Source organism: Kribbella qitaiheensis (assembly GCF_042657745.1).
Lineage (GTDB): Bacteria > Actinomycetota > Actinomycetes > Propionibacteriales > Kribbellaceae > Kribbella > Kribbella qitaiheensis.
This window is the reverse complement of record NZ_JBHSKE010000007.1, coordinates 134,560-148,194: the sequence shown is the minus strand read 5'-3', so window position 1 is coordinate 148,194 and position 13,635 is coordinate 134,560. Positions and strand designations below refer to the sequence as shown.

Annotated in this window: 16 protein-coding genes; 10 read left to right on the top strand and 6 right to left on the bottom strand. The window is 68.2% G+C overall.

Translation table 11 applies throughout. From position 1 onward, the window contains the following. Positions 1 to 15: 15 nt before the first annotated feature. Positions 16 to 384, bottom strand: coding sequence for a response regulator (locus tag ACFPJ1_RS08490; protein ID WP_380102667.1), 369 nt, complete (start codon positions 382 to 384; stop codon positions 16 to 18). 275 nt (positions 385 to 659) lie between these two features. On the opposite strand from ACFPJ1_RS08490, the gene ACFPJ1_RS08485 reads away from it, so the two are divergent. After that, entirely contained in the window at positions 660 to 920 is a 261-nt protein-coding gene (locus ACFPJ1_RS08485) for a WhiB family transcriptional regulator (protein ID WP_380102665.1), read from the top strand. A gap of 40 nt (positions 921 to 960) precedes the next feature. Here ACFPJ1_RS08485 and ACFPJ1_RS08480 read toward each other — a convergent pair whose 3' ends face one another. Continuing rightward, positions 961 to 1,458 carry an aldehyde dehydrogenase family protein gene (locus ACFPJ1_RS08480; protein WP_380102663.1) on the bottom strand — a complete coding sequence of 166 codons (498 nt, stop codon included), beginning with the start codon at positions 1,456 to 1,458 and terminating at the stop codon, positions 961 to 963. Between the two features lie 219 nt (positions 1,459 to 1,677). Here ACFPJ1_RS08480 and ACFPJ1_RS08475 point away from each other — a divergent pair, with 219 nt between their 5' ends. Genes ACFPJ1_RS08475 through ACFPJ1_RS08465 form a run of 3 tightly spaced genes read left to right on the top strand, consistent with a single transcriptional unit; the run spans position 1,678 to position 4,852 of the window. Continuing rightward, positions 1,678 to 2,790, top strand: a complete 1,113-nt coding sequence (locus tag ACFPJ1_RS08475) for a sugar ABC transporter substrate-binding protein (protein ID WP_380102661.1) — start codon at positions 1,678 to 1,680, stop codon at positions 2,788 to 2,790. Beyond that, positions 2,787 to 3,572 (top strand): ATP-binding cassette domain-containing protein, encoded by a 786-nt coding sequence (locus tag ACFPJ1_RS08470; protein WP_380102659.1) that lies wholly within the window; start codon positions 2,787 to 2,789, stop codon positions 3,570 to 3,572. Before ACFPJ1_RS08475 ends, ACFPJ1_RS08470 begins: the two co-directional genes overlap by 4 nt. Continuing rightward, positions 3,569 to 4,852: a sugar ABC transporter permease gene (locus ACFPJ1_RS08465; RefSeq protein WP_380102657.1), complete on the top strand. Its 1,284-nt coding sequence runs from the start codon at positions 3,569 to 3,571 to the stop codon at positions 4,850 to 4,852. Before ACFPJ1_RS08470 ends, ACFPJ1_RS08465 begins: the two co-directional genes overlap by 4 nt. 10 nt (positions 4,853 to 4,862) lie before the next feature. Here ACFPJ1_RS08465 and ACFPJ1_RS08460 read toward each other — a convergent pair whose 3' ends face one another. The 4 genes from ACFPJ1_RS08460 to ACFPJ1_RS08445 all read right to left on the bottom strand — a co-directional run bounded on the left by ACFPJ1_RS08460 (position 4,863) and on the right by ACFPJ1_RS08445 (position 8,316). Continuing rightward, positions 4,863 to 6,254: a CHASE3 domain-containing protein gene (locus tag ACFPJ1_RS08460; protein WP_380102655.1), complete on the bottom strand. Its 1,392-nt coding sequence runs from the start codon at positions 6,252 to 6,254 to the stop codon at positions 4,863 to 4,865. A gap of 46 nt (positions 6,255 to 6,300) precedes the next feature. After that, positions 6,301 to 6,672 carry a response regulator transcription factor gene (locus ACFPJ1_RS08455; RefSeq protein ID WP_380102653.1) on the bottom strand — a complete coding sequence of 124 codons (372 nt, stop codon included), beginning with the start codon at positions 6,670 to 6,672 and terminating at the stop codon, positions 6,301 to 6,303. 64 nt (positions 6,673 to 6,736) lie between these two features. Continuing rightward, positions 6,737 to 7,294 carry a signal peptidase II gene (locus ACFPJ1_RS08450; RefSeq protein ID WP_380102651.1) on the bottom strand — a complete coding sequence of 186 codons (558 nt, stop codon included), beginning with the start codon at positions 7,292 to 7,294 and terminating at the stop codon, positions 6,737 to 6,739. A 35-nt stretch (positions 7,295 to 7,329) separates the two neighbouring features. Continuing rightward, the gene (locus ACFPJ1_RS08445; RefSeq protein ID WP_380102649.1) at positions 7,330 to 8,316 is read right to left on the bottom strand and encodes a serine/threonine-protein kinase; all 987 of its coding nucleotides are present in this window, start codon (positions 8,314 to 8,316) and stop codon (positions 7,330 to 7,332) included. A 180-nt stretch (positions 8,317 to 8,496) separates the two neighbouring features. On the opposite strand from ACFPJ1_RS08445, the gene ACFPJ1_RS08440 reads away from it, so the two are divergent. The 6 genes from ACFPJ1_RS08440 (at position 8,497) to ACFPJ1_RS08415 (ending at position 13,634) form a co-directional block, all read left to right on the top strand. Next, positions 8,497 to 9,054 (top strand): hypothetical protein, encoded by a 558-nt coding sequence (locus ACFPJ1_RS08440; protein WP_380102647.1) that lies wholly within the window; start codon positions 8,497 to 8,499, stop codon positions 9,052 to 9,054. 83 nt (positions 9,055 to 9,137) lie between these two features. Continuing rightward, entirely contained in the window at positions 9,138 to 9,680 is a 543-nt protein-coding gene (locus ACFPJ1_RS08435) for a sigma-70 family RNA polymerase sigma factor (RefSeq protein WP_380102645.1), read from the top strand. Between the two features lie 160 nt (positions 9,681 to 9,840). Beyond that, positions 9,841 to 10,725 carry a helix-turn-helix transcriptional regulator gene (locus ACFPJ1_RS08430; protein ID WP_380102643.1) on the top strand — a complete coding sequence of 295 codons (885 nt, stop codon included), beginning with the start codon at positions 9,841 to 9,843 and terminating at the stop codon, positions 10,723 to 10,725. Between the two features lie 108 nt (positions 10,726 to 10,833). Continuing rightward, entirely contained in the window at positions 10,834 to 11,940 is a 1,107-nt protein-coding gene (locus ACFPJ1_RS08425) for a TIGR03118 family protein (RefSeq protein WP_380102641.1), read from the top strand. 69 nt (positions 11,941 to 12,009) lie between these two features. After that, positions 12,010 to 13,446: a GMC family oxidoreductase gene (locus ACFPJ1_RS08420; protein WP_380102639.1), complete on the top strand. Its 1,437-nt coding sequence runs from the start codon at positions 12,010 to 12,012 to the stop codon at positions 13,444 to 13,446. Continuing rightward, the gene (locus tag ACFPJ1_RS08415; RefSeq protein WP_380102637.1) at positions 13,443 to 13,634 is read left to right on the top strand and encodes a hypothetical protein; all 192 of its coding nucleotides are present in this window, start codon (positions 13,443 to 13,445) and stop codon (positions 13,632 to 13,634) included. Before ACFPJ1_RS08420 ends, ACFPJ1_RS08415 begins: the two co-directional genes overlap by 4 nt. Position 13,635: the final 1 nt, after the last annotated feature.

The window sequence follows — 13,635 nt, the reverse complement described above, 5'->3', positions numbered from 1 at the left end:
CGGAACGAGGCGCCGTCACGCCGACGAGCCGAGCAGGTCACGGACGGCACCGGCGGACAGCCTGGTCTTGGGGAGGAAGCCGGCGGCCGGGCTCGCCGCGATCAGCTCGGCGTAGTCCTCCTCGGCGTGGGTGGAGATCAGGATCACCGTCGACGGGGCCAGGCCGGCCTCGCGGGTCAGCCGCCGTACGACGTCGAAGCCGCTCTGCTCGCCGAGGTTGATGTCGACCAGCGTGACGTCCGGCCCGGCCTCCGCGGCGTACCGGATCGCATCGGCACCATTCGTCGCCACGGCCACGACCAGGAGACCCTCGCGCTCCAGCAGACCGCGCGCGGCCGCCAGGAAGCGAGGGCTGTCATCGACGATCATGCAACGCAGCGCCATGACTACAGCGTGGGACGCGTCCGACCTCCGGGCATTCCTGCTACCGGGATCATCGCCCGCCGGCCGACCGAGTTTCCCGCTGTCGGGTAGCAGCCGTTCTAGCTGGCGGCAAGCTCCTGGGGAGACCGGCTGGGCGGCTGTTGCAGCTAGCAGGTAGTCGCGGGTACCTGCTGGCGCTCCGTGGGAACGGGCGCTGGCCGCGATGGCACCGAATCCTTCCGAGGCGACGCTGAGAGCTGAGGTCAGGGATACCAGGTCCTGGAGGTGTGGGCGCGATGGATTGGCTGTTCCGGGGTGCGTGTACGGACGAGGACCCTGAGCTGTTCTTCCCGATCGGTACCAGTTCACCCGCGCTGCGGCAGATCGAGATCGCCAAGGAAGTGTGCCGCCGCTGTGACGTGGTCGAAGCCTGCCTCGAGTGGGCGCTGCGAAGCGGCCAGGACGCCGGAGTCTGGGGCGGCAGGTCCGAGACCGAGCGCCGGCTGCTGCGACGCAGGATGTCCCGCTCATTGACCCGGCGGAGTCACGGCCCCTGACCTGAACCGTCAGACGACCAGGGCCCGCCAGGCGAACGAGCTAGCGGATGGCGATGGCGACACTCTTCACGCGCGGCGCGGCCGCCCTCCTTGCCCACGCCGCTGATGCCGATCCCGCCGAAGGGTCGGTGCACGGCCAGGTTCGGGCTCCGTTGATCAGCACCTCCCCGGCCTCCAGCTCGGCCGCGATCCGGTTCGCCCGGGTCAGATCCTTGGTCTGGATGTAGGACTCGGCCGCCAACGCCGCGAGGCCCGATCCGGATCGAGCCGGGCGCCCGTTCTCCGCAGTACCCACCCGAACGATCTCGTCGCCGTGCTGCTCCATCAGCTCGGCCAGCTTCAACAGCAGTTCCAGCCGGCGGGTGGGGGCCGTGCGCCGCCACCCGTCGAACGCCGCATGTGCATGCTCGACGGCATCGTCAACCCCGGCGGCGTCCGCCAGCGGGACCGTCGCGTCGACCTCGCCGGTCACTCGACCTTCGTGCTCGTGTCCCCGCCGTTGCGATGAGAGATCTCCCGAAGCTCTGACATTGCGCACTTCCCCTTCCGATCGGCGACGGACTGAGTTGACGTCTTGGACCTACTTTACAAACTTGGCAGAATCTGTCAACCACGATTCCAAGGGTGCGGGTGCACCGAACAGCGATGGGAGCCGGCGTTGCAGTTTCCGGGTACTGCGGGATCCCCGCTAGTGGGTAGGGAGAATGGACGCCTGCCAGGATGATCCGCGGCCCGGATCGGCCGAGTCTTGGGCACTATGAAGGCTAACTTGCACCTACTCCGTACGGCCTTGGCGCTGACGGGAGTTGCCGCCGCGATGGCCGGCCTGACCGCCTGTGGCAACAACAACTCCTCGTCCTCCTCGGGCAGCAGCGCCCCGCCGGCGAACACGAAAGTCGGCATCCTGCTGCCCGACACGGCGACCTCGCCGCGCTGGGTCTCGGCCGACCCCAGCGAACTCCGCAAGCAGTGCGCGGCGAACAAGCTCACCTGCTACATCGACAACGCCAACGGCAGCGCGACCACCCAGCAGTCCCAGGCGCAGGCCCTCATCAATGCCGGTGTCGGCGTCCTGCTGGTCGTGAACCTGGACTCGGGCTCCGGCAAGGCGATCGAGTCGCTCGCCCAGCAGCACAACGTCGTCACGATCGACTACGACCGGCTGACCGCCGGCGGCAGCGCGTCGTACTACGTGTCCTACGACAACGTGAAGGTCGGCGAGGACCAGGGCACGGCGCTGACCCAGGCCCCGGAGGTGAAGGGCAAGCCCGCGGTCAACTACGTCGAGATCGACGGCGCGCCGACCGACAACAACGCGCTCCAGTTCGCGCAGGGCTACAACTCCGTGCTCTCGAAGCAGCCCGGCTGGACGAAGCTCGCCGACCAAACCGGCAACTGGGACGCCGCCACCGCGCAGACCGTGTTCACCACGATGCTGGGCCAGCACCCGAACATCAACGCAGTGATGGTTGCCAACGACACCATGGCGCAGTCAGTGATCAACGTGCTCAAGGCCCAGGGCCTCGCGGGCAAGGTCGCCGTCTCCGGGCAGGACGCCACCGCCGGTGGACTCGACAACGTCATGGCCGGTACGCAGGCCTTCACCATCTACAAGCCGGTCGCCGGTGAGGCGGACGTGGCCGTCAAGCTGGCCGCGCAGATCCTGTCGGGTCAGAAGCCGACCGCGCCGACGACGGTCAAGGACCCGACGACCGGCCGCGAGGTCCCGGCGTACCTGGCCGACCCGACCGTCATCACCAAGGCGAACGTCGCCCTACCCGTGACCGATGGCTACGTGACCGCCAAGGCTGTCTGCCCCACCGCCGCGCTCGTGCAGCTGTGCTCGGCCAACGGAATCAAGATGCCATGACCTCCGATCCCACCCTGGAACTGCGGGGCGTCGACAAGTCGTTCGGTCCGGTCCACGTGTTGTCGTCGGTGAACTTCACCGCGAACGCCGGGGAGGTGACCGCCCTGGTCGGAGACAACGGGGCTGGGAAGTCGACCCTGGTCAAATGCATCGGCGGCATCCATCAGATCGACGCGGGGGAGATGATCTTCGACGGCACCCCCCGCGCCGTCGCCGGACCACGGGAAGCCGCACTGCTCGGGGTCGAGATCGTCTACCAGGACCTCGCGCTGGCCGACAACCTGGACATCGTCCAGAACATGTTCCTCGGCCGCGAGGAGGTCACCCGGCTGCGCACACTCAACGAGAACTCGATGGAGAAGCTGGCGCGACACGCGCTGGACACGCTGTCCGTCCGCACCGTCCGATCGGTACGCCAGCGCGTGGCGAGCCTGTCCGGCGGCCAGCGCCAGACCGTGGCGATCGCCAAGTCGGTGCTCTGGCAGTCGAAGATCGTCATCCTGGACGAGCCGACCGCGGCACTCGGCGTCGTCCAGACCGAGCAGGTTCTCGAGCTGGTCCGCCGGCTGGCCGAGCAGGGAGTCGCCGTGATCCTGGTGTCGCACAACATGAATGACGTGATGAAGGTGTCCGACTCGATCGGCGTACTCTACCTGGGCCGGATGGCGGACCAGGTCAGACGCAAGGACGTGACCCAGACGCAGGTGGTCGAGCTGATGACGTCGGGCCGCTCGGGTGACCTTGGACTGTCGCCCGAAGAATCGACCGGAGCCGCGGTATGAGCGCGCAGACCGACGACCTCGTCAAGCAGGACCAGCCTGGGCCGGACGCGCCGAGCGAGGGACTGGGCGCGCTGGGCGCCTACATCAAGGACTATTTCGGCCGCGTGCGCGGCGGCGAGCTCGGCTCCATCCCCGCTCTGGTCGGCCTTGTCGTCATCACCGCCGTCTTCTCCCTGGTGCATCAGGGCTTCCTGAGCGCCTACAACCTCGAGGCGCTGGTGATCCAGGCGGCGCCGATCATCGTGATGGCGATGGGCCTGGTCTTCGTGCTGCTGCTCGGAGAGATCGACCTGTCCGCCGGCACGACCGGTGGGCTGTGCTCGGCCATCACCGCTGTGCTGATTCTGCGGCACGGGGCGTCGTGGTGGCTGGCGCTGATCGTCGGTCTGGTCGTCGGCCTGCTCATCGGCTTCGGCATGGGCTGGCTGCGCGCCCGGATCGGCATCCCGTCGTTCGTCATCACGCTGGCGACCTTCCTGGCGTTCCAGGGCGTCACCCTGATCCTCATCGGCGGCCAGGGGTCGGTGATCCTTCCCGACAACTCGCCGCTGATCAAGCTGGAGAACAGCTTCGTGCCGCTCTGGCTCGGGTGGGTCCTGCTGGTGCTGTTCGTGGTCGGATACGCCGCGATCAAGATCAACGACGCGCTCGGGCGCCGGCGTTCCGGACTCTCCCGGCCGCCATTCACCGTGATCGCGGCGAAGGTCGCCGTACTGGCCGTCCTCGGCGCGGTGTTCACGTACGAGATGGGGGTCAACCGCAACCTGTCCACCAACGCGTTCTTCAACAACAAGGCGCAGGGCATGCCGTGGGTCGTCGTGCTGCTGGTGATCCTGTTCGCGGTGTGGAACTTCGTCCTCACCCGCACGCGGTACGGACGGCACGTGTATGCCGTCGGCGGTAACGACGAGGCGTCGCGGCGCGCGGGCGTTGTCGTGTCCCGGATCCGGATCTCGGTGTTCGTGATCTGCTCCGGCATGGCGGCCGTCTCCGGCATCATCGCGGCCTCGTTGCTGCAGTCGGTTCAGTCGAACGCCGGCGCGGGCAACACCCTGTTGCTGGCCGTCGGTGCGGCGGTCATCGGCGGCACCTCACTGTTCGGTGGGCACGGCCGGATCATCGACGCCGTTCTCGGCGGCTTGGTCGTGGCGGTCATCATCAACGGCATGAGCGACCTGATCCAGGGCGCGAACTCGGCCGGCTACGAGTGGGTCGTCACCGGCGCCGTACTACTGATCGCCGCGGGCTTCGACGCGGTCGTACGCCGCTCGCGGGCGTGAGCGGCGACGATCATGCCGAACGCAGCTGGTCGTCATGAGGGTCGAGCGGAAGGCCGACGAGCAGCGTGGTCCCCACGCCGACCGGGCTGGTTACCGAGATCGTGCCATCGAGCGCCTCGACTCGGTCCACCAACCCGGTCAGGCCTGACCCGCGATCGGGCGCCGCACCGCCAGAGCCGTTGTCGCGTACTGACACACACAGGCGACCCTCGCTGACCCGGGCGTCGATCCACACCGCCGACGCGCCGGCGTGCTTGGCGGTGTTGGCAAGCGCCTCGGACACGACGTAGTACGCGCAGACCTCGACCGGCCCGGCCAGCCTGGCCGGTACATCCACGGCCACCTCCGCCGGGATCGGACTGCGGCGAGCCAGCGCCTTGAGGGCGGGACCGAGGCCGCCCTCGGTGAGGATCGCCGGGTGGATGCCCCGGGACAGCTCTCGCAGCTCGTCGAGCGCGGTGGTGAGCTCGTCCGCGGCGTTGGCGAGTTGGGCGCGTACCTCTGGCTGCTCAGGCGGCACAACCGCCTCGCCCGCCCGGAGTTGGAGCGCAAGCGACACGAGCCGTTGCTGGGTGCCGTCGTGCAGGTCGCGCTCGATGCGCTGGCGGGCCCGATCGGCGGCCGCGACGATCCGGACCCGCGACCTGGCCAGCTCCCGTAGTCCTTGTTCGACTGCCGCGGCCATGGTGTTGAAGCTGCGTTGCAGTACTCCGATCTCGCCCACGCCACGGTCGGGCACCCGGGCGCCCAGATCGCCGGCGGCGAGTCGCCCGGCCATGGCGGCGGTACGGCGTACCGGACGGAGGATTCTCCAGTTCAGGTACCAGGTGAAGAGCGCCACCAGCAGGACCGAGCCGGTCAGGCCCGCGGCCGCAGCGACGATCGCGCGGCGGGCCACGTCGTCCGCCTTGTCCTGCCGGGCAATGGCCAGTTGATCCTCGACCGCGAGCAGCTGATCGAATTGTGTTCGCATCGCGGCGACCCGGCGCTCGTCCTCCTCGGTCGCCGCGACGACGTCGACCGACGTCCTGTCCTGCTGGGCGGCGGCGATCAGGGGTTCGGAGTAGTCCTTCAGGTAGGAGGCACCGGCCTGGGCGAGATTCTCAGCCCGGCTGTGCTGCTCGGCATTGCCCGCGACGAGTCGCTCCAGCGTGGTGGCCTGCTGTGGGAACGCCGTACGCGCCTGCAGCCACGGCTGCAGGTACTGGTCAGAGCCGGTGAGCAGGAACCCGCGCTGGCCGGTCTCCAGGTCGACGACAAGCCGCTCCAGCCGGTTGGCGGCCACCAGCACGTCTTCGGACTGCTGCGCCCGGTGCTCCATCTCCCGCAGGTCAGCCACCGACGAGAGCAGTACGGCGAACGTGGCGCCGATGGTGACGGCGAGCAGGCCGCTCGCGATCATGGTGCGAAGGGTCAGGCCACCCCTCTTCCGGTCGTGCTCAGATTCCTCAGGGTCCGCTGACACCATCGAGCTTCCCTCGGATGGCGGCGCCGGACAAGGCCGTCTTCGGAAGGAACCCGATCGCCGGGCTGGCGGCGATCAGGTCGGCGTAATCCTCCTCGGAGTGGATGGAGATCAGGATGATCGGAGCCGGAGCCCCGCCGGCCTGCTCCGCCAGGCGCCTGGCCAGCCTCAACCCGCTCTCGCCGCCGAGGTCGATGTCGACCAGCGTCACGTCCGGCCGCAGTTCGGCCGCGAGGCTCAGCGCCTGCGCACCGGTCGACGCCGTACCGACCACTGAGATGCCGTCACGTTCCAGCACCGTCCGCGCGACCTCGAGGAAGCGGGTGCTGTCGTCGACGATCAGGCAGCGAAGCATGCCGTCAGCCTTTCAAGGCGGTACGCCGTCCGCATTCCGGCTAGCAGGCACTTGTGACGATCGGTCAGGTCGACCGCACCGGAGTCCGAGCACGACCTGCCTGGGTGTTCGACGTCTCACGCTCCGCACGGAGTCGGCCGTACGCCTCCCGTCCCCGCAGATAGCCGGTCGATGAGATGAGCAGGAGCGTCGCACCGACGATGAAGACGTCCGCGAGGTTGTAGCGGTAGTGGCCGAAAGCAATGAAGTCGACCGCGCCGCGAACGCTACCGGGAGCAGTCCAGAGGTGCAGGCCCAACCGGTCGAGCTGGTTGCTGCCCCATCCGCCGATCAGCAGAGCGGCGGAGACGAGTACGACGGCCGGACGGCGGCGGCGGACCAGTACGCAGTACGCGGTGGCCAGCACCCCCGGGCCGAGCAGGTCGAGGAATGCGCCTCCGAGTGGGTCCGCGTACCAGCGGCCGACCACCTGTCCGGCGATCATGTCGCTCCCGGGATTGATGATCGGCCTGGGAACATGTCGCCAGCCCCACCACTTGGTCGCCTGGTCGATCAGTACCACCATCATCAGCAAGGCCATCACGATCCACCGCTGTCTGGACTCGTTCCTGGGTTTCAACACACTCACAACCGTGCCGCCCAGGCTCGTGCCCGACCTCAATGCCAGCGGCCATCCTGTGTACCGGGTGGCTGGAATTCCGGGCGCTGGAGTTCGAGCAGGGCGGCACGTGCCGCGTCCGCGGTGAGCCGGTCCGCGGGCTCCTTGGCGAGCAGCCCGGAGATGACCGGCCCCAGCCGGCCGGCGCGCGGCGACGGCCGCGGCGGGTCCTCGGCAACGGCGGTCAGCGTCGCGAAGACGTCGGTCTTGGCGAAAGGAGCTCTGCCCTCGAGGACGGCATACAGCGTCGCGCCGAGCGAGAAGAGGTCGGACGCCGGCGCGGGCTGGTCGCCACGCAGCTGCTCGGGTGAGATGAAAGCGGGGCTGCCTTCGAGCACTTGGCGGGGGAAGTCGAGTTCCGCGTCCTTCAGGCAGGCGATGCCGAAGTCGGTCAGCACCACCCGGCCGTCATCACACAGCTGCACGTTGGCGGGTTTGACATCGCGGTGGACGATACCCGCTTGGTGTACGGCCGTCAGCGCGTCGAGCAGCCGTAGCGCGAGGTCGATCACCCGGTCTATCGACTGCGGTCCCTCGCTCGCGACCGTCTCTGCGAGCGTCCGGCCCGACAGCGGCTCCATCACGATCCAGGGGAGGCTGTCCTCTCGCACGACGTCATGGATTCTGACCACTCCGCGATGGTTGACCTGCGCGGCCGCGCGGGCCTCGTAGAGCGCGCGCGCCCGGGCCGCCCTGGTGGCATCCTCCGACTCTGCGTCGGTCGCGAGGTATTGCTTGAGAGCGACCGGTCGGCGCAACAGCTCGTCCTCCGCCAGCCAGACCCTGCCCATGCCGCCGCGCCCCAGGAGTGACCGGAGCCTGAATCGCCCTGCGATGAGTCGTCCGGACGGGTTCGCCGCCTCTCCGGACCGGCCGGAGGTCCTGACGGCCGGCGCGACCGGAATCGTGCTCTCCGTCAGGTTGGCAAGACGATGCGCCTGGCTGACACCAGAGATCCGACCGGGATGTTCAGCGAGCGCCTTCATACCGCTAACCCTTCGCGCACCGAGGCATCGTGTCGTCCCGGCGGCCGCCCATCGTCGGTACCTGCTGGCAGGAACTCGCAGTGGGTGTCAGCCGCAATCCTGCTCCGATTCCTGAACGCGGCCGTCCGAACGGACGTATGAAGGGTATCGAAAGGTCAACAGCTCAAGGAGAAACTTCGCATGAAGCGCATCGCCTTGGTGATCGGTACGGCTGTGGTCGGACTGTCCACCCTGACAGCCTGCGGAGGTGGCGCCAGTGCCACGCCGGCCCCCCAGAACACTCCCGCGCAAAGCACTCCCGCGCAAAGCACTCCCAGCCAGTCCACGCCGGCCACCGGCGCGGCCAAGCTGTCCACAGCCACCGTCGGGAACTTCGGCAAGATCGTTGTCGACGGCACCGGTCGCACGCTGTACGTCTATGACCTGGACACCGCGAACCCCTCGAAATCGAACTGCGACGGCTCGTGTGCGACGTTGTGGCCACCGCTGCCGGCGGGCGCCGGTACGCCCCAGGTGAGCGGAATCGCCGCCTCGCTGGTGGGCACCGTGACACGTTCGGACGGTTCCAAGCAGGTGACTCTCGCCGGGTCGCCGCTCTACTACTACGCCAACGACGCCAAGGCCGGTGACGCGAACGGCCAAGCCGTCGGCGGGACCTGGTGGGTCATCGGTGCGAACGGCAAGAAGATCACCACCCAGGCATCTTCGATGAACTCTTCGGGCAACTCCGGCTCCTGATTCGACCCCGTGCGGCTGAGCAGGCTGCCTTGGGATCGCCGATGAAACGATCAAGCGCGGCAACCGACGCCCGGAGACCAGCGGTGGTTGAACCGGCCCGCCGCCCGGACCGGGCCGAGGCGCTGGTCCGCCGGCTCTACGCGGAGCACGGACCCAGCGTGCTGAATTACGCCACCCGGCTGACGGGCGATCGTAGCGCGGCCGAGGACGTCGTACAGGAAACTCTGTTCCGGGCCTGGAAACATGCTGACCGCCTGGTCAAGGGCAACGGCTCCGTCCGAGGCTGGCTACTGACTGTGGCGCGGAACATCGTCGCCGATCGGGCCCGGGCGCGAGCCATCCGCCCGGCGGAGGTCGCGGAGCTGGATGAACGCAGCTCCGTCGACGCGGACCACTCCGAGTTGGTGGTGAACACGATGTTGGTCATCGACGCGCTGGACCAGGTGTCCGCCGAACACCGCGAGGTCCTGGTGGAGCTGTACTACCAGGGCCGTTCCGTCACCGAAGCCGCGCGCCAACTCGGCGTACCGCCCGGCACGGTGAAATCCAGGTCGCACTACGCCCTGCGCGCCCTCCGCGCCGCGATCGGTGGACGCGAAGGGATGTTCGGACCCGAGGCAGCCTGATGATCGCCATGGGAGGTAGAGGGTGCTGACCACTATGTCAGCGGCCGGTGCGAGGGAAGCGCTGAGGAGACTGAGCCGAAGCGGCCTCGATCCGCAGAGTTACCTGAACGAGGTGTCGGCCATCATTCGTCGCACGGTTCCCCACGACGTGTCCGGGTGGATGACCTTGGATCCGGACACGCTGCTGTCCAGTGGCACGCTCATGGGCCAGAAGTCGCCCGACCTCGATCGAGCCTTGTGGCGCAACGAATTGCTGCAGGACGGCGAGGTGCACAAGCTGGCTGAGCTCGCGCTGCGGCCGTCGCCCGTCGCCGCGTTGAGCGAGCTCGATGCCGCGACCACGGAGGAGAGTCCACGGGTTCAGCAGATCCTTCGCCCGGCCGGGATCGGCGACGGACTGCGGGTCATGTTGCGCGCCGGCGGATCGACCTGGGGTCACGGCGCGATCTACCGGGAGCTCGGTGCTCGCGACTTCGACTCCCGCGAGCGGACGTTCCTGGCGGCGATCGCCGATGACATCGCCGAGGGCTTGCGGCGTAGCCTGTGCCGCCGACCAGAACCCGGCGCCGCGGTACTCGTCCCGGGGGTAGTGGCCTTCGACGCGCAGGGCCGGGTCGTCTCGGAAACCGCCGAGGCGAGCCGGGTGATGGCGCTGATGCCGGGTGATGCCGGCTCGAGCCTTTATGCCGTAGCGATCGGGGCCGGCCTACGCAACCGCGCATCGGCACGCGTGCGCCTGACCGACGGCCGCTGGCTGCTGGCCCAGGGCGGGCGAATGCATGGCGCCCCGAACGACGCTGCGTGGGTGGCGGTCACGCTGGTGCAGGCCCCGCGATCGGACCTCACGTCGCTGCTGCTCCGCCTGCACACACTCAGCGCACGTCAGCGCGAGGTGGCCGAACTGCTCATCAGCGGCCCTCGAACCGACGAGATCGCCGCGCGGCTTCACATCTCGCACCACACTCTGCACGACCACGTCAAAGCGATCTTCGCCAAGCTCGGAGTCCAGGGCCGCGCCGAGCTGATGGCACTGGTCTCGGACTGATTCTGCGGGTGGTTCCCCCAGTCGGGGGATTCACCGAGCCGGCCCAACGATTGAGAATTCAATCAACCGGCAACTATCTGGCCGGCAACCCGAAGGAGAAACAGCACGATGTTCGCAAAGCGTCTACCCGCAGTGGTTCTCGCCGCCGCTGCCATGACCTCGGCCGCGATGGTCGCGACCGGACCCGCCATCGCCGCGCCGTACCAGCACTCCCACCAAGCGATGCCGGTCCACGGTGTCACCCAGACGAACCTGGTGTCCGACCAGCCGGGGAAGGCCAAACTCACCGACCCCAATCTGGTGAACCCCTGGGGCATGTCTCGGGGCCCGGACACGCCCGTTTGGGTATCGGACACCAACAAGGGCGTCGCGACGTTGTACTCCGGCGCGGTCAAGGGGACTCCGGTCGTGGCCGCACCGGCGGGCAAGCAACTGGTCGTCAAGGTGCCCGGGGGCCCAGTCACCGGCCAGACCTTCAACAGCGCGTCGTCCGGCTTCGTTGTGCCGGGCACCAAAGCGACGGCCAACTTCCTCTTCGCCACCGTCGGCGGAACCATCGCCGCCTGGAACGGCGCGGCCGGTACTCAGGCCGTAACGGTCGCCACCACTCCCGGAGCCATCTACACCGGCCTCACCGAGGTCTCGAGCCCGTTCGGTCCGCTCCTGCTGGCCGCCAACTTCCACAACAACAGCATCGACGTCTTCAACTCCTCGTTCCACAAGATCAACGTGGGAAGCATGTTCCGTGACCGGTCCCTGCCGCGCGGCTACGCACCCTTCAACGTCCAGGTCCTCCGCAACTCTGTCTACGTCACCTTCGCCAAGCAGGACGCCGACAAGCAGGACACCGCGGACGGCGCTGGTCGCGGCTTCGTCGACCGGTTCACGACCATCGGGACGCATGAGCAGCGGGTCGCCTCGGCCGGCGCCCTGAACTCGCCGTGGGGGCTCGAGATCGCGCCACCGAAGTTCGGCAAGTTCTCCAACGACCTGCTCGTCGGCAACTTCGGCGACGGGACGATCCACGCCTACAACCCGCACACCGGCCGGTTCCTGGGCACTCTCACCGACACCAGGGGTCACGTGATCAAGATCGAGCGGCTGTGGAGCCTGCTGACCGGTGACGCTGTCGCCGGTGGGCCGAACGCGGTCTGGTTCAGCTCCGGGCCTGACAACGAGCAGCACGGCCTGCTGGGCATCCTGACCGCCCGCTGACCAACCCGCTGGTCCCCCGCGGTGAGGGCTGCCCGGGGGACCAGCGACCCGGAACCATGAGGAGTTGCAATGCCGAGTTACGAGTACGTGGTGGTGGGCGGTGGTACTGCGGGCTGCGTGCTGGCGGCGCGTTTGTCGGAGTACGGCGTACGGGTGTTGCTGCTCGAGGCGGGTAGCGCGCGTCCGCTGGAGTCGATGGCGATCCCGCCGGCCTGGCCCAGCCTGATGGGATCCACGGCCGACTGGGCTGATCAGACCGTGCCGCAGCGCGTGACCGGTGCGTGCGTGCCCTGGCCGCGCGGCCGCGGGCTGGGCGGGTCCTCGTCCATCAAGCGAAGCGAACACACCGAAGGTCGCGATCCTGCGCTGCGCGGCACTGGTGGTCCGCTCATGCCTTGGCCTGCTGTCCAGCGGCATCCCATCGCAGAAGCCGGTCTGGAGGCAGCGGGACAAGCCGGTCATCCCATCGCGCGGGACATCAGCGGCGGCCTGGAGGAGGGCTTCGGATTCTGCGACCTGAGCATCGTTGACGGCAGGCGCCAGAGCGCGGCGGATGCCTATCTCACCCCGGTCCTGAGCCGGCCGAACCTGGATGTGGTCACCGACGCGCTGGTACATCGGGTGCTGCTGGACGGCGATCGGTGCACAGGCGTGGAGTATCACGTAGGCGCAGAGACGTTCGTCGCTCGCTGTACGGCGGAGGTCGTACTCGCGGCGGGCACCATCGGTACGCCGCAACTGCTGATGCTGTCCGGGATCGGGCCGGCGGATCACCTGAAAGACCTCGGTATCGAGGTCGTCGAGGACCTGCCCGGCGTCGGCGCGAACCTGCACGACCATCCGATGTGCGGTGTGGTCTACCAATCCGCGCAGCCGGTGCCGCCCGGGGTCAACAACCACGGCGAGGTCCAGGGCCTGCTGAGCACTGGTATCGGCGGGCACGGCCCAGATGTCCAGCTCATGTTCGTGGACGTTCCGCTGCGCGCGGACTCGTTGCCAGGCCCCGACTTCGGTCACGGCTACACCATCGCGGTTTCGCTGATGGCGCCGTACAGTCGCGGTTCCCTCCGCCTGGCCGGCAACAGGCCTGACGCACACCCGGTGATTGATCCCGCGTACTACACCGACCCTCGTGACATCGACATCGTGGCGGCGGGACTGCGCATCGCGCGCGAGATCGGCGCCGCGCCGGCCCTGGCCCCGTGGTGCGGCGGGGAAGCGCTGCCGGGACCGGAGGTGCGAGCGAAGGGAGACCTGCGGAGCTACATCAGGACCAACCTCCGAAGCTACTCGCACTACGCCGGAACCTGCGCCATCGGGACCGTGGTCGACACCAGCCTCCAAGTCAACGGAGTCAGCAACCTGAGGGTCGCCGACGCGTCGGTGATGCCCGCACCGATCTCCGCCAACACCAACGCGACTGTCTACGCGATTGCTGAGCGAGCAGCGCAACTCATCCGTTCGCAACCAGCGACGGATGGTCTACAAGGGAGCCGAACAACATGAGGAAACGTCTGTGGGTCGTCGTCGGTGCCGTGGTGGCACTGCTGGGACTTCTCTTCACCCTGCAGGGCGCCGACGTCATCGGCGGCAGCGCGATGAGTGGCACCACCTTCTGGGCGGTGGCCGGTCCGATCATCATCGTGATCGGACTGGTGATGGCCGCGGCAGGAGCCAGGAGAAGGGGCCGGTGAG